This is a genomic window from Streptomyces alboflavus (assembly GCF_000716675.1).
Taxonomy (GTDB): domain Bacteria; phylum Actinomycetota; class Actinomycetes; order Streptomycetales; family Streptomycetaceae; genus Streptomyces; species Streptomyces alboflavus.
Window position 1 is genome coordinate 1 of sequence record NZ_JNXT01000008.1, and the last position, 22,143, is coordinate 22,143.

Annotated in this window: 15 protein-coding genes; all 15 read left to right on the forward strand. The window is 71.6% G+C overall.

All coding sequences use genetic code 11. The annotated features are described in order from the left end of the window. On the forward strand, positions 1 to 1,378 hold a 1,378-nt coding region (locus tag OO63_RS08410; protein WP_031192252.1), incomplete at its 5' end, for an alpha/beta fold hydrolase. A 730-nt stretch (positions 1,379 to 2,108) separates the two neighbouring features. Further along, entirely contained in the window at positions 2,109 to 3,587 is a 1,479-nt protein-coding gene (locus OO63_RS08415; RefSeq protein ID WP_031192253.1) for a sugar transferase, read from the forward strand. Positions 3,588 to 3,661: 74 nt separating this feature from the next. Next, positions 3,662 to 4,978, forward strand: coding sequence for a nucleotide sugar dehydrogenase (locus tag OO63_RS08420; RefSeq protein WP_031192254.1), 1,317 nt, complete (start codon positions 3,662 to 3,664; stop codon positions 4,976 to 4,978). Then, complete coding sequence (locus tag OO63_RS08425; RefSeq protein WP_031192255.1) at positions 4,968 to 6,233, forward strand: glycosyltransferase family 4 protein; 1,266 nt, start codon at positions 4,968 to 4,970, stop codon at positions 6,231 to 6,233. The genes OO63_RS08420 and OO63_RS08425 overlap by 11 nt, the downstream gene beginning before the upstream one ends. Beyond that, the gene (locus OO63_RS08430) at positions 6,230 to 7,597 is read left to right on the forward strand and encodes a Wzz/FepE/Etk N-terminal domain-containing protein (RefSeq protein WP_031192256.1); all 1,368 of its coding nucleotides are present in this window, start codon (positions 6,230 to 6,232) and stop codon (positions 7,595 to 7,597) included. Before OO63_RS08425 ends, OO63_RS08430 begins: the two co-directional genes overlap by 4 nt. Continuing rightward, a complete protein-coding gene (locus tag OO63_RS08435) occupies positions 7,594 to 9,156 on the forward strand; it encodes a Wzz/FepE/Etk N-terminal domain-containing protein (RefSeq protein WP_031192257.1) in 1,563 nt (520 codons plus the stop codon). Before OO63_RS08430 ends, OO63_RS08435 begins: the two co-directional genes overlap by 4 nt. A 3-nt stretch (positions 9,157 to 9,159) precedes the next feature. Beyond that, positions 9,160 to 11,097, forward strand: a complete 1,938-nt coding sequence (asnB, locus tag OO63_RS08440; protein ID WP_030363678.1) for an asparagine synthase (glutamine-hydrolyzing) — start codon at positions 9,160 to 9,162, stop codon at positions 11,095 to 11,097. Between the two features lie 27 nt (positions 11,098 to 11,124). Further along, complete coding sequence (locus OO63_RS08445; RefSeq protein ID WP_031192258.1) at positions 11,125 to 13,335, forward strand: bi-domain-containing oxidoreductase; 2,211 nt, start codon at positions 11,125 to 11,127, stop codon at positions 13,333 to 13,335. Continuing rightward, a complete protein-coding gene (locus tag OO63_RS08450; protein ID WP_031192259.1) occupies positions 13,332 to 15,317 on the forward strand; it encodes a heparinase II/III family protein in 1,986 nt (661 codons plus the stop codon). Before OO63_RS08445 ends, OO63_RS08450 begins: the two co-directional genes overlap by 4 nt. 7 nt (positions 15,318 to 15,324) lie before the next feature. After that, positions 15,325 to 16,863, forward strand: a complete 1,539-nt coding sequence (locus OO63_RS08455; RefSeq protein WP_051810658.1) for a right-handed parallel beta-helix repeat-containing protein — start codon at positions 15,325 to 15,327, stop codon at positions 16,861 to 16,863. Between the two features lies 1 nt (position 16,864). Next, entirely contained in the window at positions 16,865 to 18,160 is a 1,296-nt protein-coding gene (locus OO63_RS08460; protein WP_030363704.1) for a membrane protein, read from the forward strand. A 17-nt stretch (positions 18,161 to 18,177) separates the two neighbouring features. Beyond that, positions 18,178 to 19,452, forward strand: coding sequence for a glycosyltransferase (locus tag OO63_RS08465; RefSeq protein ID WP_031192261.1), 1,275 nt, complete (start codon positions 18,178 to 18,180; stop codon positions 19,450 to 19,452). Further along, entirely contained in the window at positions 19,453 to 20,703 is a 1,251-nt protein-coding gene (locus OO63_RS08470) for a class I SAM-dependent methyltransferase (protein WP_031192262.1), read from the forward strand. Next, entirely contained in the window at positions 20,700 to 21,494 is a 795-nt protein-coding gene (locus OO63_RS08475) for a glycosyltransferase family protein (RefSeq protein WP_030363718.1), read from the forward strand. The genes OO63_RS08470 and OO63_RS08475 overlap by 4 nt, the downstream gene beginning before the upstream one ends. After that, positions 21,491 to 22,141, forward strand: a complete 651-nt coding sequence (locus OO63_RS08480; RefSeq protein ID WP_031192263.1) for a PIG-L deacetylase family protein — start codon at positions 21,491 to 21,493, stop codon at positions 22,139 to 22,141. Before OO63_RS08475 ends, OO63_RS08480 begins: the two co-directional genes overlap by 4 nt. Positions 22,142 to 22,143: the final 2 nt, after the last annotated feature.

Here is a 22,143-nt window from a genome sequence, read left to right on the forward strand (position 1 = left end):
CCCCCACGGCACACCCGGCGAACGCATGTACCGCACCGGCGACATCGCCACCTGGACACCACAAGGCCACCTCACCTACCACGGCCGCACCGACACCCAAGTCAAAATCCGCGGCTTCCGCATCGAACCCGCCGAAATCGAAACCGCCCTCACCCACCACCACGCCATCGCCCAAGCACTCGTCACCACCCACACCGACACCCACTCCACCAACCACCTCATCGCCTACGTCATACCCACCGACCCCACCGCCAACGAACCCACCCCCACACAACTACGCACCTACCTCGCAGACCGCCTCCCCGACCACATGCTGCCGTCCGCGTATCTGCCCCTGGCGCAGGTCCCGTTGACCGCGAACGGGAAAGTGGACCACGAGGCCCTGCCGCGGCCCGAGTTCGCCGCCGCGACCGCGTACCGCGCTCCCGGCACCCCCCAGGAGGAGATTCTGGCCGGTGTCTTCGCCGGCGTGCTCGCCGTCGACCAGGTCGGCGTCGACGACGACTTCTTCGACCTGGGCGGCAACTCACTCCTCGCGATCCGCCTGGTGAGCAGCATCCGCGCGGTGCTCATGGTGGACATGCCGATGCGGGTGGTGTTCGAGTCCCCGACCGTGGCGGGACTGGCTCGACACCTCTCGGGTGCTGAACTCGAGGGCCACACAGATCCCTTCGGGGTGGTGCTGCCGCTGCGGGGTGGCGGCAGCGGAGCGCCCGTCTGGTTCATCCATCCGGGCCTCGGGCTGTGCTGGCCCTACTTGGGCATGGCCGCCCGCCTGGGCGAGCGGCCTGTCTACGGCATCCAGGCCAGGGGCTTCGACGGGACCCCGCTGCCGGAGTCCATGGCGGCGATGGTCACCGACTACGTCGAGCAGATCCTCAGCGTCCAGCCGGACGGGCCCTTCCACCTGGTCGGACACTCCATCGGTGGGACCATCGGGCACGCCATCGCCGTGGAGCTCCAACGTCGGGGCCATGAGGTCCCGTTGCTGGCCGTCCTCGACTCCGTTCCCAGCCACTGGTTCGCCCGACAGGAAGCGCAGGACACGTCCTCGGCACGCGACGGCATCAGGGACTACCTGGTGTCCTCGGGTGCCGACCATGACGCCGACCGCGAGCAGCTGATCGAGAACGGCGCCACGATCCTGATCGAACACACCCGTATGGCAGGGGAGTTCACTCAGCCGAGCGGCTACCGCGGGGTCACGCTGTTCTTCAACGCGACCCTCAACAGCGACGAGTCGTACGCACCGCTCTGGGAGCCCCATGTCGAGGGGCCCCTGCACACGTACGACATCCAGGCGACACACGTCGACCTGCATGAACCGCGGCCCGGCGCTGAGATCTGCGCGGTCATCAACCGTCATCTGAAGGGGTAGCCGGCCACCGACCCCACGCGTTCTCCGGGAGGGGCCGTCGCCGTCACCACGGCGGCGGCCCCTCCCGGCCGTCCACGCCACCTCCGCCCCAGGTCGAACACGCCTTCGCGTGCCACCACCACACCCCCGTCCGATCGGGCCAACAGGCTCTGGGATCGGTCAAGTTAAGTGTGTCCTGACGGCTTGAAATCACTGGTGCCACCAGCCGGGAGATTCCCCATCACCACAGGTCACACGGCATGACTTCGTCGTACAGGCACCCGCGACGGGTCACCTGCTGGTGAATCCCTTCTCAAAGCTTGGGCACGAATTGCACACACCCCCTCTACAACCTGACCCCCATGGTCTAAATTGACCGTGCTTCAGCTGTTCGGAGACGAAGCGACCGTTAATGATCTATGGATCCGGCGCCATGCACAGCCAGCAGTAGCGTCCCCGGTGCCAGGCCGGGGGCGGTCAGATATCGGGGCCCGACAGGGGGGCCCGGGTGCGGGGAGCACCCGGGGTTTCGACGGGCCCGGCACGTCTCGGAAGTACGGCAGGGGCCACAACTCCCGTGCCGTCGGGGTGAGTTGTTCACGTAACGCTGAGGCAGCCGGATTTGTCATGCGCGGGAGGCGGGGGCCTCCTGCGGCGAGGAACAGCGCGGCGCCGGGGGCGAGACCTCCCGGGGGGATGAACAGGGGAGCAGGCAACACGTCGAGCCACTGGCGCAACCTGGGGGGGTTCTGTGCAGCAGGGGGAATTAGTCAACCCGTTTCCGTCGACGCGCGGGCGTCTGACGAACGGGGCAAGCAGCCAGCCCGCGAGTGATTGGGAGCAGCGGTACCGCCGCGCCGTGATCACCAGCGACACGGTGTCCACCGCCTTCGTGGTGGCGGCGATCGGGGGCTTCTTCGGGGTCCGGGACGCGGCCAACTGGCATGAGAACTGGGCGTTTCTCGCCTTCGGCACCGAGTTGCTGATCCTCGGGTCGCTCGGTGTGAGCCGATCGTGGGCCCCGGCCGTACTCGGTCAGGGAGCCGAGGAGTTCCGCCGGCTCGGACGGTCCCTGTTCACCGCGGCTGTCGTACTGGCCCTCGGCGGGATCGCCCTCACCTCGCGCAACATCAAACTCTGGATCTTCGTCGCGATCCCCGCGATCGCGCTCGTCACCATGACCGCGCGCTATGTGCTGCGCCTGTGGCTGCACAAACAGCGCAAGGAGGGGCGGTGCCTGAGACCGGTGCTCGCCGCCGGGAGCCCGGCCACCGTGCGCGATCTGATCAGCAGGGCCCGCAAGTTCCCGCACCTCGGCTGGCGTGTGGAGGCGGTGTGCACGACCGACGGTCACGGGCTCGACGGTGACCATCTGGACGGGGTGCCGGTCGTCGGCGAACTGTCGGACGTCGCGGGCCATGTCCGCCGCGACGGCTACCGCGTCGTCGCGGTCACCCCGGACCCGCACTGGTCACCGGACCGGCTGCAGCGCCTCGCCTGGAACCTCGAGGGCAGCGACGCCGACATGGTCGTGGCCCCCGTCCTGATGGAGGTGGCCGGGCCCCGGCTGCACGTCGACGCGGTGCTCGGCATCCCGCTCCTGCGGGTCAGCATGCCGACCTTCACCGGGGGCCGGCGGGCGGTCAAGGCGGTCGTCGACCGGATGAGCGCGGTGATCCTCCTTGTCCTGTTCGCGCCGCTGATGGTGTTCGTCGGACTGCTCGTCCTCGCGGACAGCCGGGGCGGGGCGTTCTACCGCCAGCGCCGGGTCGGCAAGGACGGCCGCGAGTTCACCATCTACAAGTTCCGCACGATGGTCACCGGGGCCGACGGGGCGCGGGCCGCGCTCGCCGAACTCAATGAGGGCGCGGGCCTGTTGTTCAAGCTCCGCCGGGATCCGCGGGTGACCCGGGTGGGAGCGGTGCTCCGGCGGTACTCGATCGACGAACTCCCGCAGCTTTTCAACGTACTCACCGGATCGATGTCGCTCGTCGGTCCGCGGCCCCCGCTGCCGGAGGAGTCCGCGGCGTACGGCCCGGACATCCGGCGGCGCCTGCTGGTCAAGCCCGGCCTCACCGGCCTGTGGCAGATCAGCGGACGCAGCGACCTGCCGTGGGAGGAGGCCGTGCGGCTCGATCTGCGGTACGTGGAGGACTGGTCGCTCGCCCTGGACACAGTGATCTTGTGGAAGACGCTGCGTGCGGTGCTCCAGGGACAGGGGGCCTATTGATACCCGGGGGGCGTCGTCCGACCGGCGAACGACATGGCAGGCCGGAAGGGCGTGCCTGGGGGGAGGAACGGGTGATGAGAGTCAGTGTCTTAGGGCTCGGCTACGTGGGCTGTGTGTCGGCCGCGTGCCTGGCCAGTCTGGGTCACGACGTGATCGGCGTCGATGTGAACCCGGTGAAGGTCGACATGGTGAACGACGGCAAGGCACCCGTCGTCGAGGAGCGGATCGGCGAGCTCGTCGCCGAGGTCGTGGGGGCAGGCAAGCTGCGCGCCACCACCGACGTCCGCGAGGCGGTCATGGGCAGTGACGTTTCCCTCGTCTGTGTGGGCACGCCGTCGGAGCCCAACGGCAGCCTGTGCACCGCCTACTTGGAGCGCGTCACCGAGCAGATCGGTGCCGCGGTGGCCGAGCGGGGCGGGCGGCACACCGTCGTGTTCCGCTCCACCATGCTCCCGGGCACCTGCCTGAACCTGCTCGTGCCGATCCTGGAGAAGTTCCTCGGCGGCACGGCGGGGGTGGACATCGGGGTCGCGGTGAACCCGGAGTTCCTGCGCGAGGGCACGAGTGTGCGGGACTTCTTCGACCCGCCGAAGACCGTCATCGGCGAACTCGACGCGGCCAGCGGCGATGTGGTGGCGGCGTTGTACGAGGGGCTGCCCGGCGAGGTGTTCCGGGTGCCGGTCCCGGCGGCGGAGGCGATCAAGTACGCGGACAACGCGTTCCACGGCCTCAAGATCGGCTTCGCGAACGAGCTGGGCGCGGTGTGCCAGGCGCTCGGCGTGGACTCGCACCAGGTGATGGACGTCTTCCTGGCCGACCGCAAGCTGAACATCAGTCCCGCCTATCTGCGGCCCGGCTTCGCCTTCGGCGGCTCCTGCCTGCCCAAGGACCTGCGCAGCCTGGTGCACGCGGCGCAGCGGGCCGACGTCTCGGTGCCCATCCTCGCCCATGTGCTGCCGTCCAACGCCGACCATCTGCAGCGTGCGGTGGACCTCGTCGAGCGCACCGGCAAGCGCCGGGTCGGCCTGTTCGGTCTCTCCTTCAAGCCCGGCACCGACGACCTCCGCGAGAGCCCGCTCGTCGAGCTGGCGGAACGTCTCTTCGGCAAGGGGTACGACCTGCGGATCTACGACGCCAACGTGAGCCTGTCGCGGCTCCTCGGCGCGAACCGCGAGTACATCGAGACCCGGCTCCCGCACCTCGGGCAGCTGCTCGCGGACTCCGTCGAGGAGGTCCTCGCACACGCCGACGTGTGCCTCGTCGGGACCAGGGACCCGGCCGTCCTCGCGGCGCTGCCGCATGGCGCGGAGCCGGTGATCGTCGACCTCATCCACCTTCCCGACGCCGACGCGCGCCGGGCCGAACCTGGGTACGTGGGCCTTGCTTGGTGACGCAACACGCCGCGACCGGCGAAACCGGCGCGCGCTGATCTTGGTGGAGAACCTGTCGGTGCCCTTCGACCGGCGGGTGTGGCAGGAGTGCACGACACTGCGCGACGCGGGCTGGACGGTGCACGTCATCTGCCCGCGGGGGGAGAAGCGGGACACGGAGCCGGAGGCGGTGATCGACGGGGTGCGGATCCACCGTTACCCGTTGCGCGCGGCCACCGGGGGCCCGGCCGGGTATCTGCGGGAGTACGGCTCGGCGCTGTGGCACACGTACCGGCTCGCCCGGAAGGTCGGTCCGGTCCACGTGGTGCACGCCTGCAATCCGCCGGACCTGTTGTTCCTGCCCGCGCGGTGGCTGACGCGGCGCGGCGCGCGGTTCGTCTTCGACCAGCACGACCTGGTGCCCGAGCTGTACCTGTCCCGGTTCGACCGCGGCAAGGATCTGCTCTACCGCGCCGTGTGCGCCCTGGAGCGGCTGACCTACCGGGCCGCGGACATCGTGATCGCCACGAACGAGAGCTACCGGGATGTCGCGGTGAGCCGGGGCGGCAAGAGACCCGAGGACGTCTTCGTGGTGCGCAGCGCGCCCGCCGTCGAGCGGTTCCAACCGGTGCCGCCCGAGCCGGAGTTGAAGCGCGGCAAGCCCCATCTGCTGTGCTATCTGGGCGTGATGGGACCGCAGGACGGCGTCGACTACGCCCTGCGGGCCCTCGCGAAGCTGCGCGACGAGGTCGGGCGGACCGACTGGCACGCGGTGTTCGTCGGCTCCGGCGACGCCTTCGACTCGATGGTGGAGCTGTCGCGGCAGCTCGGGCTCGACGACCAGGTGCAGTTCACCGGGCGCATCCCGGACGCCGATCTGGTGCGCTACCTGTCCACGGCGGATGTGTGCCTCTCCCCCGACCCGCACAATCCGCTCAACGACGTGTCGACGATGAACAAGGTCCTCGAGTACATGGCGATGGGCCGTCCGATCGTCTCGTTCGACCTCCGGGAGGCCCGCGTCTCCGCCGGGGAGGCCGCCGTCTACGCGCCCGCCAACGACGAGGCCCGGTTCGCCGGGCTCGTCGCGCAGCTCCTCGACGATCCGGAGCTGCGCGCCCGCATGGGCAAGATCGGCCAGGAACGGATCAACGGGGAGCTGTCCTGGCGCAACTCGCAAGTGTCGCTGCTCGCCGCCTACGCCGCTGCCTGCCGTGACCGCGCCGCGGTGTCGGCCCGCTCCCCGATCAGCACAGGGAAGAGGCAGCGCAGTTGAGTGAAGAAGCAATACGCCTGGTGACGATCGGGCGGATCTTCCGTCGGCGGTGGCGGCTCCTCGCCATCGTCGCCGTGACAGGCGCGCTCTTCGGCTTCGGCGTCTCACTGCTGTTCCCGCCGAAGTACACCGCTTCGGCGTCGGTCCTGCTGCCGGGGCAGTGGGAGGAGCGCGAGCTGCTGACCCAGGCGGAGATCGCGACGAGTTCGGCCGTGGTCGACCGCGCGGCCGCCACGCTCCGCTGGAAGGGCGTCAGCGGCGGCGAGCTGCGGGGTCAGGTGAGCGCCAAGGCCTCCGACGGCAACATCATCAAGATCTCGGGTACGGCCGAGAGCCCGCGGCGCGCGCAACAGCTCTCCGACCGGATGGCGGAGCAGTTCGTGGGCTTCGCCGCGCGGATCGCGGGCGACGACGACCAATCCGACGCGGCCACGGGACCCGAGGCCCTGCGGCAGAAGGTGACCGAGACCAACCGCCGCATCAGCGACCTGGCCGACGCCGCCGACCCGGGGCAGACCGTGGAGAGCGTGCAGGCCCGCACCGAACTGGAGAAGCTGCGCACCGCGCTGCAGGAAGCCATGAAGAAACTGGACGAGTCCGACCGGGCGACCGACAAGGCCGGCATGGTCGTCATGGGCCCGGCGGCCCGGCCGACCAGCGAGGCGCCGCCGACGAGAACGCAGTTCGTCGTCGCGGGGGCCCTGCTGTTCTTCCTGGTCGCGGTCATCGGCCATCTCGCCGCCGCACGGAGCAACCGTCGGCTGCGCGGCGAGGCGGAGATCGCGTCGGCGCTGAGATCCGCCGTCCTCGGTGCCGTCGACGTGCCGGGAGACCGGACCGCGCAGCGGCCCCGGAGCGGTGGCCCCCGGGCCCGGATCCGCCAGGTGCTCGGCCTCGACACCCGGTGGGACCTGCCGGCGCCGAGACGGTCCGGCGACGAGGCCGGCAGACGGATCAGATACCGGCGGGTGTGCGCCCGCCTCCGCGAGAAGCTCCTCGCACCCCGGCGGCTGCTCGTGGTCGTACCGGACGGCGACGAGATCGCCCGCCGGGCCGCCGATCAGCTCGTCGCCGAGGCCAAGGGCGACCCGATGCTGCGCGTGGTGGACGTCTCCGTGGAGCGGCCGACGGTGCCGGACCGCGACACCGAGTCGGGTGCCCTGGTCGTGCTCAGCACCGGCAGCTGGACCGCGGGCGAACTCGGCGGCATCGCCGAGGCGTGTGCGGACGGCAGGCACGAGGTCGTCGGCGTCGTCGTCGCCGGTGCGGTCCAGGACCGTCCGGCGCGCTCCGCCGGTCGTCCCGCACCGAGCGCCGCCCCGGCGCTCGCGGCGCGCGGTCAGGCGACGGGAGGCTCCGGGTGACCACGAGTACGACATCGGAGTCGTCGGCCTCCACTCCGCTCCTCGACCTGCAGGCGCTGGTGGTGGCGGTGCGCAGGCGCCGTCGCCTCTGGTGCTCCCTCGCGCTGCTCGGGTTCGTGCTCGGCGCGGCGTTCGCCGTCCTGCGACCGCCGCCGCCGACGGCGGCGACCAAGGTGCTCGTCGCGCACCAGGAGGACCAGCCGAACGACACCGGCACGCTGATCCGCACCGACGTGGAGCTGCTCAAGACCACCCTGATCGCGAGCAAGGCCCTCCAGGCCCTCAAGTCCCCGGAGAAGCCCGAGGACTTCATGCGGGACTACCGGGGCACGGGCATCACCAACAACCTGATGCGGATCGACGTCACGGCCGACACCGAGGAGAAGGCGGTGGCCCGGGCCAAGGCGCTCGCCGACGCGTTCGTCGCCGACCATGTGCGGCGGATGCGGGAGACCGCGAAGGCCGAGGCCAAGGCCCTGCTCGACCAGCGTGAGCGGATGCGGGACGAGCTGGCCAAGGTCAACGAGGCGATCGGGGACCGGGATCCGGAGAGCGACTCGAAGGAGTCGGCCAGCATCGAGTCGCTCTTCGCCCGCAGGGCCGAGCTGAACTCGCGGATCGCCGACTTCGCCCAGCGCGCCGAGGAGGCCCGCGTGGGCACGCCCCGGCTCATCGCGGGGACACAGATCGTGGACGCGCCGCGCGCGGTGCCGCACTCCCTGCCCAAGGCCGCCGTCACCAGTGCCGGGATCGGGCTCGTCCTCGGGCTCGTCCTCGGCATCGCGGTGGCCGCGGTCGGCACGGTGGTCGCGGACCGTCCCGTGCTGCGCCGCCAGATCGCGGCGAACCTGGGCGCCTCGGTCATCGCGGAACTGCCCCGGCTGCCGCGCCGTTCGGCCCGGCTGTGGCAGCTCCGCCGGACCCGGGCCGCGCGGTCGAGACTCACCACGTCCCTGGCCCGCACCGTGCGCGGCTCCGCGGAACCGGTGTCGCTCCTGGAGCTGGGCTGTGCGCGCACCACGAGCGTCATCGCCCTGGACGTCGCCAGGGCGCTGGCGGCCGAGGGGCCGGTCGTCATCGTCGACGGTCTGCCCGGGGCGCAGCTCGCGGGCCGCCATCAGGAGCCGGGAGACCCGGACGTCGTCGCCGGCGAGGACACCGCGTCCGTGCCGCAGCAGACGCGGCGGCTCGGCGTCGGCTCGGTCGCGCCCGGCACGGCCTGGACCGACCTCCGGTTCCTGGGCAGCCGGACCGTGCTCGTCGTGCGGGCCGGGCACGGCAGCGCCGCGTGGCTGCACACCGTGGCACGGCAACTCGCCGACCTGGACATCCCGGTGATCGGCGTGGTGCTGATCGACCCCGATCCGCGGGACCGGACCGACGGCACCCTGTGGGACGGGCTGCACACCGCGCTGCGCGGCCCTTTCAGGCGGATGACCCGGCCGAACGGCGGGGGTACCGCGCACGCCGTCCAGGCAGTGGGGGACGGTCCGCCACGGACGGAGCGACCGCCGGTACCGGCCGCGCGAGCAGCGAACAGCGACCAGGAGGCGCGGTAGCACATGTGTGGCATCGCAGGCACTTACCGATGGCCGGACGGCAAGGCCGTGACCGACCGGCTGACCGAGACCCTCGCCCACCGCGGTCCGGACGGCGCGGGCCGGTACAACCACCGCGCCGGAGACGGCGAGGTGCACCTCGGACACCGCCGCCTCGCCATCATCGACCTGTCCGAGACCGGCGCCCAGCCGATGGTCTCGGGCGGCCTCGCCCTGACGTACAACGGCGAGCTGTACAACGCACCCGAGCTGCGGGCGGAGTTGGCGGCGTCCGGGGTGCGCTTCCGCGGGACCTCCGACACCGAGGTGGTCCTGGAGGCGTGGCGGCGCTGGGGCACGGACTGTCTGCCCCGGCTGCGCGGGATGTTCGCGTTCGGGATCTTCGACGAGCGCACCGGAGAGCTGGTGCTCGCCCGCGACCAGCTCGGCATCAAGCCGCTGTTCCTGCTCCGGCGGGGCGGGGGCCTGGTGTTCGCCTCCGAACTGAAGGCGCTCGCCGCGGTGACCGGCGGGTCCCTGGAGGTGGACCAAGGGGCGCTGGTGGCCTCGCTCCTCTATTACTGGGTGCCGGACTCCCGGTGTGCGTTCCGTGAGGCGGAGAAGCTGCCGCCGGGGAGCTGGCTGAGGTGCCGGGCGGACGGTCAGGTGGAGCGCGGCCGGTACTGGCACCTCAAGGACGTCGCCGCCGAGGGCAGGGAGCGGGCGCGCAGCGGTGAGAAACCGGACCTGGCGGCCGTCGTCGAGGAGTCGACGCGGCAGCACCTGCTGTCCGACGTGCCCGTGGCGACGTTCCTCTCCGGCGGCCTGGACTCCAGCTATCTGACCGCCCTCGCGGCCCGCCACCAGCCGGGGATCTCCGCGTACACGATCGGGTTCCGCGCCGAGGACGCCAAGTTCGAGGCGATGCCGGACGACCTGCGCTACGCCAGGAAGGTGGCCGAGCGGTTCGGCGTCGACCTGCACGAGATCGAGATCGCCCCGAACGTGCTCGACCTGCTGCCGCAGATGACGTACCACCTGGACGAGCCCATCGGCGACCCCGCGGCGATCAACACGTTCCTGATCTGCTCGGCCGCCCGGGAGGCCGGGGTCAAGGTGATGCTCTCGGGGATGGGCGCGGACGAGCTGTTCGCCGGGTACCGCAAGCACCTGGCCAACGTGCTCGCGCTGCGCTACCAGCGGGTGCCGCGGCCCCTGCGGCGCGGGGTGTCCGGGGTCGTGGACCGCCTTCCGGTCGCCTCGGCCCGCCGGGGGTACCGGTCGGTGCGGTTCGCGAAGCGGTTCCTGTCCTTCGCCGACCTGCCGGAGGAGACGGCGTTCCGGCGCAGCTACACCATGTACGACCAGGAGGAGCTGCTCGCCCTGGTCGATCCCGACCTGGCGGGCACGGTCCAGGACGTGCTGACCGAGCACGCGGACGTCTACGAGGACAACGACCTCGACGACCCCGCCGACTTCGTGAACCGCATGTGCCTGGGCGACGCCCGGATGTTCCTGCCGGGCCTGAACCTCACCTACACGGACCGCTCCAGCATGGCCGCGTCCACCGAGGTGCGGGTGCCGTACGTGGACGTCGAGGTGGTCAAGGCGGCGTTCGCGGTGCCCGGCGACCAGAAGATCGTCGGGCGGCAGGGCAAGGCCGTCCTCAAGGAGGCGGCCACCTCGATCCTGCCCCGGGAGATCGTGTACCGGCCCAAGGGCCTGTTCAGCGCCCCGCTGCGGGCCTGGATGAGCCGGGACCTCGCGCCGCTGGTGCGCGAGGTGATCCATGACGGCGTGCTCGTCAGCTCCGGCCTCCTTCGCCGCGACGCCCTGGCGCGCATGGTCGCCGAGGACGCCGCCGGGCAACGGGACTTCTCCAAGCATCTGTGGCACGTGCTGACCCTCGAGTACTGGTACCGCGGCGCTGCCTCTGGCTCCGGCCAGAGCCAAGCGGCCTGACGACGTGGAAGAAAAATAGGAGCTCCGGTGAAACAGGTTGTGCAGAACTACAAGAGCGGCGAGCTCGCGGTGCTCGACGTGCCGGTGCCGGGGTGCAAGCCGGGCGGTGTGCTGGTGCGCAGCGCCTACTCGCTGATATCCACCGGGACCGAGCTCATGAAGGTGTCCGAGGCCGGCATGTCGATGCTGGGCAAGGCCCGCTCCCGGCCCGACCAGGTCGCCAAGGTCATGCAGAGCGTGGCCACCAACGGGCTGCCCGCCACGTACCGCAAGGTGATGGGCAAGCTGGACTCCTACACGCCGCTCGGCTACTCGCTGTGCGGGGTGGTCGAGCAGGTCGGGGACGGCGTCGACGATGTCGCCGTCGGTGACCTGGTGGCCTGTGCGGGCAACGAGCACGCGCTGCACGCCGAGCTGAACTGGGTGCCGAAGAACCTCTACGCCCCGGTGCCGGACGGCCTCGCGCCCCAGCACGCGGCCTTCGGCACCGTCGGCTCGATCGCCATGCAGGGCGTCCGCCGCGGCGAGCCCCAACTCGGCGATGTGGCCCTCGTCATCGGCCTCGGCCTGATCGGCCAGCTGGTCGTGCAGCTCCTCACCGCGTCGGGCGTCCGCGTCGTCGGCGTCGACCCCGACCCGGAGCGCTGCGCCCTCGCCGAGCGCCTGGGCGCCGCGGCCTGCGGCGATCCCGCGTCCGCGGCCGTGGAGGCGTCCGTCGCCGAACTCACCGGCGGTCACGGCGTGGACCAGGTGTACCTGGCCGCGGGCGGCGGCAGCAACGAGCCCGTCGAGCTGGCCGCCAAGCTGTGCCGCGACCGCGGCCGGGTCGTCGACATCGGCAAGTGCCGCCTCGACCTGCCGTGGAACGCGTACTACGAGAAGGAACTCGACGTCCGGTTCTCGCGCAGCTACGGCCCCGGGCGCTACGACCCGGAGTACGAACTGGAGGGCCGCGACTACCCGATCGGCTACGTGCGCTGGACCGAGCGCCGCAACCTGGCGTGCTTCCTCGACCTCGTCGCCCGCGACCGGGTCGACGTGGAGCCGCTGGTCTCGCACGTCGCCGACTTCGACGACGCGGTCGAGACCTACCAGCGCCTCAAGGACGGCGAACTCAAGGCCGTGGCCGTGCTGTTCCGCTACCCCGGCGGCACCGACCGGGCCGCGGCAGGGCAGACCCCGGAGGCGGCCGCGCCCACGGTGACGGTGCCCGCGGTGCACGTGCGGAGCAACGGCGGGGTCACCCTGCCCGCCCGCTCCGCCGCGGGTCCGGTGCGCCTCGCGTTCGTCGGCGCCGGGAACTACGCGACGTCCATGCTGCTTCCGCACCTCGCGGAGCGCGACGGCGTCACGCTGTCGACCGTCGTCACCACGACGGCGCTGTCCGCGGCGAACGCCAAGCGGAAGTTCGGCTTCGCCGAGGCGACCACCGACCTCGACGCCGTGCTCGGCGACAAGTCCATCGACGCGGTGTTCGTGGTCACCCGGCACAGCTCGCACGCCGACCTGACCCGCAAGGCGCTCCTCGCGGGCAAGGCCGTGTTCGTGGAGAAGCCGCTGGCCCTGACCGAGGACGAGCTTGCGGGTGTGCTCGCGACCGTGGAGGAGTCCGGCAACGACCGGCTCCAGGTGGGCTTCAACCGCCGGTTCTCGCCGCTCCTTCGCGAGGCCAAGCGGCAGTTCGGGGCCCGCACCGGTCCGGCGAGCCTGCGCTACCTCGTCAACGCGGGCCGCCTCCAGCACGGCAGCTGGTACCTCCAGCAGGGCAGCGAGGGCTCGCGGTTCGCGGGCGAGGGCGGGCACTTCATCGACACGGCGAGCTGGCTGCTCGGGGCCGACCCGGTCTCGGTGTACGCCCTCGCCCCGGCCGGCAACGAGGACCTGCAGATCGTGCTGCGGTACCCGGACGGGTCCACCGCCACCATCAGCTACGTCACCACGGGCGCGCCCAGCTTCCCCAAGGAGACGCTGGACCTCGTCGCGGACGGCAAGGTCCTGAAGCTGGACGACTTCGTCCGCGCCTCCGTGCACGGCCCGAAGAAGTGGGTCAGCTCGCGCCTTCCCAAGGCCAGGGACAAGGGCCAGAACGCCGAACTGGCCGCGTTCGTCAAGGCCGTGCGCACCGGTGGGCCGATGCCGGTGCCGCTGGAGTCCCTCGTCGCCACCACGGCGGCCACCCTCGCCGTCCAGACGGGCCTGGCCGGCGGAGCGCCGGTGACGTTGGCGGGGCCGCGATGAGCATGAGTGCGGGCTGGTACCTGCGGCGCTTGTCCCGGATGGGGCCGCAGGAGATCGGCGGCCGGGTGAGCGACGTGGTGCGCAGGCGGCGGTGGCGCTCCGCGCGGCCCCTCTGCCCGACCGTGACCGGCGCCCGGTTCACCGCGGTGCTGCCCGCCGGGACCATCGCCGCGGTGCCCCCGGACGCCGCGAAGCGCCTCGTCGCCGAGGCCGACCGGCTGCTCGCCGGGCACGTCGAGTACTTCGGCGTGGTCCGCGACGACTTGGTCGCCCCGGACTGGTGGAGCGACCCGAAGACCGGGCGCAGGGCGCCGTGGGGCTACGCCTTCGACGTGCCGTACCGCAACGAGGACGCGGTCGGTGACATCAAGCAGATCTGGGAGCTGTCCCGGCATCAGTACCTCACCGTGCTCGCGGCCGCCTACGCGGTCACCGGCGACGAGCGGTACGCCGAGCGCGTGGCCGAGCACCTGCGGTCGTGGTGGGCGGCCAACCCGCCGCTGCGGGGCGTGCACTGGATCAGCGGCATCGAGCTGGGCATCCGGCTGCTCTCCTGGGTGTGGGTCCGCCGCCTGCTCGACGGCTGGCCGGGCGCGGCCGACCTGTTCGAGGACAACCCGGTGGCGCACCACCAGATCTGGCACCACCAGCGCTGGCTCGCCGCGTTCCCCAGCCGTGGGTCATCGGCGAACAACCACGTCATCGCCGAGGCCGCCGGGCAGTTCGCCGCGGCCTGCGCGTTCGGGTGGTTCCCCACCTCGGAGCGCTGGCGGGACGGCGCGCTGCGGTCGCTCGAACGGCATCTGCGCGGCAACACCTTCCCCTCCGGCCTCAACCGGGAGCTGGCCACCGAGTACCACGGGCTCGTCCTCGAACTCGGTCTGGCCGCGGTGGCCGAGGCGGACGCCGCCGGTGTGCCGGTGCCTTCGTCCGTCCGGCTCGTGCTGCTTCGGATGACCGACGCGCTCGCGGCCGTCGTCGACAACCGGTTACGGCCGCCGCGCCAGGGCGACGCGGACGACGGGCACGGCCTGGTCGTGGACGGCGGGGGCACCGACCGCTGGGGCTCGCTCCTCGCGACCGGCGAGGCCGTGTTCGGGCGGCTCGACTGGTGGCCCGCGGTCACCGGCACCGACGTGCGCACCCCGCTGCTCGCCGCGCTGCTCCGGCCGTACGGGAAGAAGGGCAGCACGCCGACCGTGACCCGTCCGGCCCGCCGACCGGGTCACTTCGCCGACGCGGGCCTGACGATCCTGCGCGGCCCCGAGGAGATCTGGTGCCGCTGCGACGGCGGCCCGCACGGGTTCCTGTCCATCGCCGCGCACGGCCACGCGGACGCGCTGTCCCTGGAGGTCCGCCACGACGGGGTCGACGTGCTCGCCGACCCGGGGACGTACTGCTACCACGGGCAGCCCGCGTGGCGGCGGTACTTCCGGTCGACCCTCGCGCACAACACCCTGGAGCTGGACGGGAGTGACCAGTCCGTCTCCGGCGGCCCGTTCCTGTGGACCCGGCACGCCCGCAGCCGCGTCCTGGTCGCGGACACCGCCGACGTCTCCGCGGGCGGCACGGCCCTGTGGTCCGCCGAGCACGACGGCTACCAGCGCTCCGTGCACCGCCGCCGGGTGGAGCTGGTCGCCGCGGCCAAGGAGCTGCGGGTGGTCGACGAGGTCCTCGGCGCGCTCGGTCCGCGCCGGGACGTGCGCCTTGCGTTCCACCTCGGTCCGGCGATCGCCGTGGACCTGGTGGGGAACTGGGCGGTGCTCACCTGGACCAGGGAGGGCGAGGTGCGCTCCGCGGTGCTCGACCTGCCGGGGCAGCTGAACTGGCGGGCGCACCGCGGCGAGAGCGATCCCCCGCTCGGCTGGTACTCCCCCGGCTTCGGCCGCAAGGAACCCGCAACGACGCTGGTCGGCACCGGCTTCACCGACGGCACGGCGTCGTCGGCGGAGTTCGCCACCGTGCTCAGGTTCTGCGGCTAGGGGGCGCGTGGTGACGAAGTGGCGGCACTGGGCCCTGCCCGCGGCACCGCTGGCGCTGGTCCTGTTCGCGGCGACCGGCTGTACGAGTGCGCCGGACGCCCCGCAGAAGCCGACCGGCAGGCCCTCCACGTCCGGGGCACACTCCACGGCCGTGGCGCGGGTGTGCGCCGAGCCCGCGGCTGGGCCCGAGAAGGCTCCCGCGGGCGCGGTGACGGTCGACCCGGCGGTGGTCGGCGACCTGGCCGCCAAGACCAGGAGCAACCCCCCGAACACCACGTTCTGGCTGCGCCCCGGCAAGCACAGGCTCGACCCCGACCGCTACGCCCAGGTCGTCGCCAAGAAGGGGAACCGCTACCTCGGCGCCCCGGGCGCGGTGCTCGACGGCCGGAAGATCAACCAGTACGCGTTCAGCGGCAGCGCCCGCGACGTCACCATCCGCCATCTGACCGTGCAGCGTTTCGTCGCGCCGAACAACGAGGGCGTGGTCAACCACGACATGGCCGACGGCTGGGTGATCGAGCACGCGAAGATCCAGTACAACTCCGGCGCCGGGCTGATGGCCGGCGCCCGCCAGGAGGTCAGGGACAGCTGCCTGCGCGCCAACGGGCAGTACGGAATGAACGCGTACAAGACCGGTGACTCCATCAAGGGCCTGGTGGTCGAGGGCAACGAGGTCGTGGGCAACAACACCGACAACTGGGAGAAGCGGAAGCCGGGTTGCGGCTGCACCGGAGGCATCAAGTTCTGGGCCGTCGACGGCGCCGACATCCGCGGCAACTGGGTGCACGACAACCGCGGAGCGGGGTTGTGGGCGGACAACAACAACAATGACTTCCGCATCGAGAACAACGTCCTCGAAGCCAACGACGGCGCGGCGCTCATGTACGAGACCAGCTACAACGCCGTCATCCGGAACAACACGATCCGGCGCAACAACTGGGTCGAGGGCCGCAAGTACGCCGACCGGGGCGACAACTTCCCGTACGCGACCATCTACGTGTCCGAGTCCGGCGGCGAGCCGCGGATCCGGGCCCGTACGAACAAGATCGAGATCTACCGGAACCTCCTGGAGAACAACTGGTCCGGGATCACCCTCTGGGAGAACTCCGACCGGTTCTGCAACAGCCCGGCCAACACCTCGACCGGCTACTGCACGCTCCTTGTGAAGGACCTCGACCGCTGTGAGCAGCCCGCGATCGGCAGAGCGCCGCTGTACTCCGACTGCCGCTGGAAGACGCAGCGCGTGGACATCCACGACAACCGCTTCGTCCTGAAGAAGTCCGTCGTCAAGTGCGCGGCGGAGTGCGGCCGCATGGCGGTCCTCGCGAACTACGGCACCTACCCCAAGTGGTCGCCGTACAAGGGCAAGCGGGTCGCGGAGGCGATCACCCACAAGCAGCGCAACCGCTGGCACGACAACGTCTACCGCGGGCCGTGGAGCTTTGTCGCGGCCAACACGGACGGGACGCTCGACTCCGGGCAGTGGCAGGCCACGCCGTACCGCCAGGACGAGGGCAGCACCTTCGACCCCCGGGCCGGTGGTTGAGATGGGAGGGAACCTGCTGCGCCGACACCCGCCCGGAGCAACGGACATGACGGGCACTCAGCCCGGCGTCGAGGCGCGCCCCGCGGGCACGCCGAAGGCCGTCGGGATCGTCTGGGCGCTCCTCGCGCTCAACACGCTCGGCTCCGCCGGGGCGAAGACCGTCGTCACGCTGCCCCGCTCCCTCATCCAGATGGCCACGATGGGGGCGCTGGTCGCCGCGTTCACGCTGGCGCTCGCGCTCAACCTGCGGCTGCGCGTGCGGCCGAGCGCCTTCGTGTTCCTGCTCACCCTGCTGCTCGTGCCGAGCGTCATCTCCAGCGCGAACCTGGAGGTCGGCTACGGGGCGCTGTTCCGCTGCGCCAGGTTCGCGCTCTTCGTCGGCACGCTGTGGCTGCTCAGCCGCTGGTGGAACGGCGACCTGACGTTCGTCCGGTACCACATCCGGATGTACTTCGCGGTGCTCGTGACGGTGGCCGCGGGCCTGGTCGTCGCGCCGGGCACGGCGATGCCCGAGTACTACGGGGGGCGTCTCGTCGGCGCGTTGTGGCCGCTCACGCCGCCGCAGATCGGACAGTACGCGGCGGTCATCATCGGGCTCACCGTGCTGCTCCTGCTCGGCCGCGCGGCCGACAGGGCGAGCGCGGTGGTGATCATCGTCCCGTCCGTCGTACTGCTCGCCCTGACCCATACCCGCACGGCCACGCTCGGTCTGCTCATCGGCCTTGTGCTCGCGATCAGTTCACTCGTCCTGACCAGCTCCGCCGCCCGCCGCTTCTTCGCCTGGACGGTGCTGATCGCCACGGTGGCGGCGGTGGCGTTCAGCTCCGCGCTGCAGTCCTGGTACCTGCGCGGCCAGACCCAGGAGAACCTGTCCAACCTCACCGGCCGGGCCAAGGTCTGGGACGCTCTCCTCGCGGAGCCCCGGACGACCGGGGAGAAGGTGTTCGGGGTGGGCCTGAGCGACAAGTCGTTCGGCGGGCTGCCCATCGACAACAGCTGGCTGGCCGTCTACCACGAGCAGGGCCTGATCGGCATCACCATCGTGGCGACGCTCATCGCCGTCCTCGGCGGCGTCGCGCTGCTGCGGCCGCCGTCGGTGCCGAGGGCCTGCGCGATCTTCCTGATCAGCTACTGCGCGATCTCCTCGTACACCGAGGCAGGACTCGGCGACGCCTCGCCCTATCTGCTGCACCTGGGCCTGGCCGCCTCGCTGCTCGCCCTGCCCGCCGCCGCGGCCACGCCGCTCGCCGCGACCGCGGTCCCCCGACGACGTGTCCCGCGATGGGCCAGGAGGTGACCTTGAGCATGCCTGACATGCACGTACTGGTAGTGCACAACCGATACTCCTCGGCGCAGCCGAGCGGGGAGAACAGGGTCGTCGACGAGGAGGCGGGGCTGCTGCGCGCGGCCGGCCACCGGGTCGACGTGTTCGAGCGGCGCAGCGACGACATCGCCGCCCGCTCCCTGCTCGGCAAGGTCGCGGTGCCGCTCCTCGTGCCGTGGAACCCGGCGGTGCGCTCAGAGCTCGCCGCCCGGCTGCGCGCCGACCGGCCGGACGTGGTGCACGTCCACAACGTCTTCCCGCTCCTGTCCCCCGCGGTCATCGCGGCCTGCGCCGACGCCGGGGTACCCGTCGTCGCGACCCTGCACAACTACACGCAGGTCTGCCCGCCCGGCACGCTGCACCGGGACGGCAAGGCGTGCACCGAGTGCGTCGGGTCGAAGGTGTCGCTGCCCGCCGTCCGGCACGGCTGCTACCGCGACTCGCGGCTCGCGACGGTGCCGCTCGCGGTGAGCCTCGCGGTGAACCGGCGGCGGTGGTGGTCCGGGGTGGAGCGGTTCTTCTGCATCTCCGCAGCACAGCGCGACGTCCTGGTGCGGTCCGGCATGCCGGCCGAACGGCTCGCGGTGAAGCACAACTTCGTGCCCGACCCGGGAGCGCGCCGGGAGGGCCCCGGCGAGCACGTGCTCTTCCTCGGCCGTCTCGCGGAGGCCAAGGGCGTCGGGCTGCTCATGACCGCGTGGGACGAGATCGCCGCGTCCGGCGGGGTGGGCGTGCCGCTCGTGCTCGCCGGGGCGGGGCCGCTGGAGCGGCAGGTGGCCGACTGGGCGAAGGGGCGCGATGACGTGCGCTACCTCGGACTGCGCTCCCCCGAGGAGTGCCGGGAGACCGTCGCGCGGTCGGTCGCCGTGGTGGCGCCGTCGATGGCGATGGAGACGTTCGGCCTGGTCGTGGCGGAGGCGATGGCGGCGGGGGTCCCGGCCGTCGCCGCCGGTCACGGCGCCTTCGTCGAGCTCGTCGAGGACGGGGTGACCGGGCTGCTCCACGAGCCCGGCGACGCCTCCTCGCTCGCGTCCCGCATCCGCCGGATCACGGCGGGGCGGGACCGCAACCGGGAGATGGGGAAGGCGGCCCGGCGCCGTTACGAACGGAACTTCAGCCCGGCCGTCGGTCTGGAGCGCCTGGAGGAGGGGTACCGCACCGCGATCGCGGGGCGGTACGGCGGCGGGCACGGCACGCCGCCGGCACGGAACGGAAACGCTGACTCGCCGCGGGGCTCCCGCGCGGGCAGAGATGGGGGGAAGTAGATGACAGGATGCCGACTCTGCGGCTCGGAGGCGCTGGCGAGCGTCGTCGACCTGGGGGCGACGCCGCCGTGCGAGAGCTTTCTCGCCGCGGACCAGCTGGACAGGCCCGAACCGGCGTACCCGCTGCACCTGCGGGTCTGCACCGAGTGCTGGCTCGCGCAGATCCCGCCGCTGATCACTCCGGAGGACACGTTCAAGGAGTACGCGTACTTCTCGTCCTTCTCGACCTCCTGGGTGGAGCACGCGCGCCGGTACGTCGCCGACGCGGCGGCGCGGGTGGGGCTCGGGCCCGACTCCTTCGTGGTCGAGGTGGCGAGCAACGACGGGTATCTCCTGAAGCACGTGGTGGACCGGGACATCCGCTGCCTCGGCATCGAGCCGTCGGTGAACGTCGGTGCCTCGGCACGGGAGAAGGGCGTGCCGACGCTCACGGAGTTCCTGAGCCCGGACACCGGCAAGGCCGTCCGCGCCGAGCACGGCCCGGCGGACCTGGTCGTGGCCAACAACGTGTACGCGCACATCCCCGACGTGGTCGGGTTCACGCAGGGCCTGCGCGCCCTGGTCGCCGACGACGGCTGGGTCTCCATCGAGGTGCAGCACCTGCTGACCCTGATCGAGGAGAACCAGTACGACACGATCTACCACGAGCACTTCCAGTACTACACGGTCGCGTCCGCGATCCGGGCCCTCGCGAGCGGTGGACTCACTCTCGTGGACGTCGAGTTGCTGCCGACGCACGGCGGCTCCATCCGGCTGTGGGCCCGGCCCGCCGAGTCGGCCGGTGAGCCGTCCCCGCGGGTGGCGGACGTCCTCGCGCGCGAGAAGGCCGCCGGGCTCCAGGAGCTGTCCGGGTACACGGAGTTCTCCGCCCGCGTCGCCAAGGTGCGCCGGGACCTCCTGAAGTTCCTCATCACGGCGGCCGAGCGCGGCGAGACGGTCGTCGGCTACGGCGCCCCCGGCAAGGGCAACACCCTGCTCAACCACTGCGGCATCCGGCCCGACCTGCTCGCGTACACGGTCGACCGCAACCCCTACAAGCACGGCAGGTTCACCCCCGGCACCCGCGTCCCGATCCTGCCGCCCGAGCAGATCGCCGCCGACAAGCCCGACTACGTCCTGGTCCTGCCGTGGAACCTGCGGGACGAACTCGTCGAGCAGCTGTCCTTCGTGCACGACTGGGGCGGCCGCCTTGTCTTCCCCATCCCGGAACTGAGCATCGTCGAGGTGCCCGCGAAAGAGGTAACAGCATGAAGGTCGTCCTGTTCTGCGGCGGTTACGGGATGCGGATGCGCAGCGGTGCCGCGGACGACGTGCCCAAGCCCATGGCGATGGTCGGCCCGCGACCGCTGATCTGGCACGTCATGCGCTACTACGCGCACTTCGGGCACAAGGAGTTCATCCTGTGCCTCGGGTACGGGGCCCACCACATCAAGGACTTCTTCCTCCACTACGAGGAGACGACGTCCAACGACTTCGTGCTGCGGGGCGGCAGAACCGAGCTGCTCTCCACCGACATAGCCGACTGGACGATCACGTTCGCGCAGACCGGCATCGAGTCGCCCATCGGGGAACGCCTGCGCCGGGTGCGGCACCACCTGGACGGCGACGAGATGTTCCTCGCCAACTACGCCGACGTGCTGACCGACGCGCCGCTGCCGGAGATGATCGACCGGTTCTCCCGGCGTGACGCGGGGGCGTCGATGATGGTGGTGCCGCCGCAGTCGTCGTTCCACTGCGTGGAGCTGGGCGAGGACGGCCTGGTGGGGGGCATCACCGCGGTGAGCGACATGCCGCTGTGGGAGAACGGCGGCTACTTCGTGCTCCGCCAGGAGGTCTTCGACCACATCCCGGAGAACGGGGACCTGGTCGCCGACGGCTGCGCGCGACTGGCCAAGCAGGGACGCCTCGTGGCGCACCAGCACCGCGGTTTCTGGAAGCCGACCGACACCGTCAAGGAGCGCGCCGCGCTCGACGGCGCCTACGCCCGGGGCGACCGCCCGTGGGCCGTGTGGGAGCGCGACGGCGTGGGGGTGGGCGCGTGATCAGGCTCGGGGCCGGGCGCCGCCTGGACCGGATCGTCGCGGTGGGCGCGCACTGCGACGACATCGCCATCGGCGCGGGCGGCACGCTCCTCGCGATGTGCCTGGCGCGGCCTGGCCTGCGCGTCGACGCGCTGGTGCTCTCCGGAGGCGGCAGCGAGCGGGAGCAGGAGGAGCGGGCCGCGCTCGCCGCCTTCTGCCCGGACGCCGAACTGGGCCTGACCGTGCTCAAGTTGCCCGACGGCCGGATGCCCGCGCACTGGGAGGAGGCCAAGGGCGCGGTCGAGGAGCTGCGCATGCGCACCGAGCCCGACCTGGTGCTCGCGCCGCGCACCGACGACGCCCACCAGGACCACCGCGGCCTGGCGCAGCTGATGACCACCGCGTTCCGCGACCACCTGGTCCTCGGCTACGAGATCGTCAAGTGGGACGGCGACCTCGGCCGCCCCTCGGCGTACCAGCCGCTGTCGCCGGAGGTCGCCGAACAGAAGGTCCGGCTGCTGCAGGAGCACTACCCCTCGCAGCGGCACCGGCCCTGGTACGACCGGGAGGCCTTCCTCGGCCTCGCCCGGATCCGCGGCATCGAATGCCACGCGCGCTACGCCGAGGCGTTCGCCGTCACCAAACTCACTCTGAACCTGGGGAACTGAAC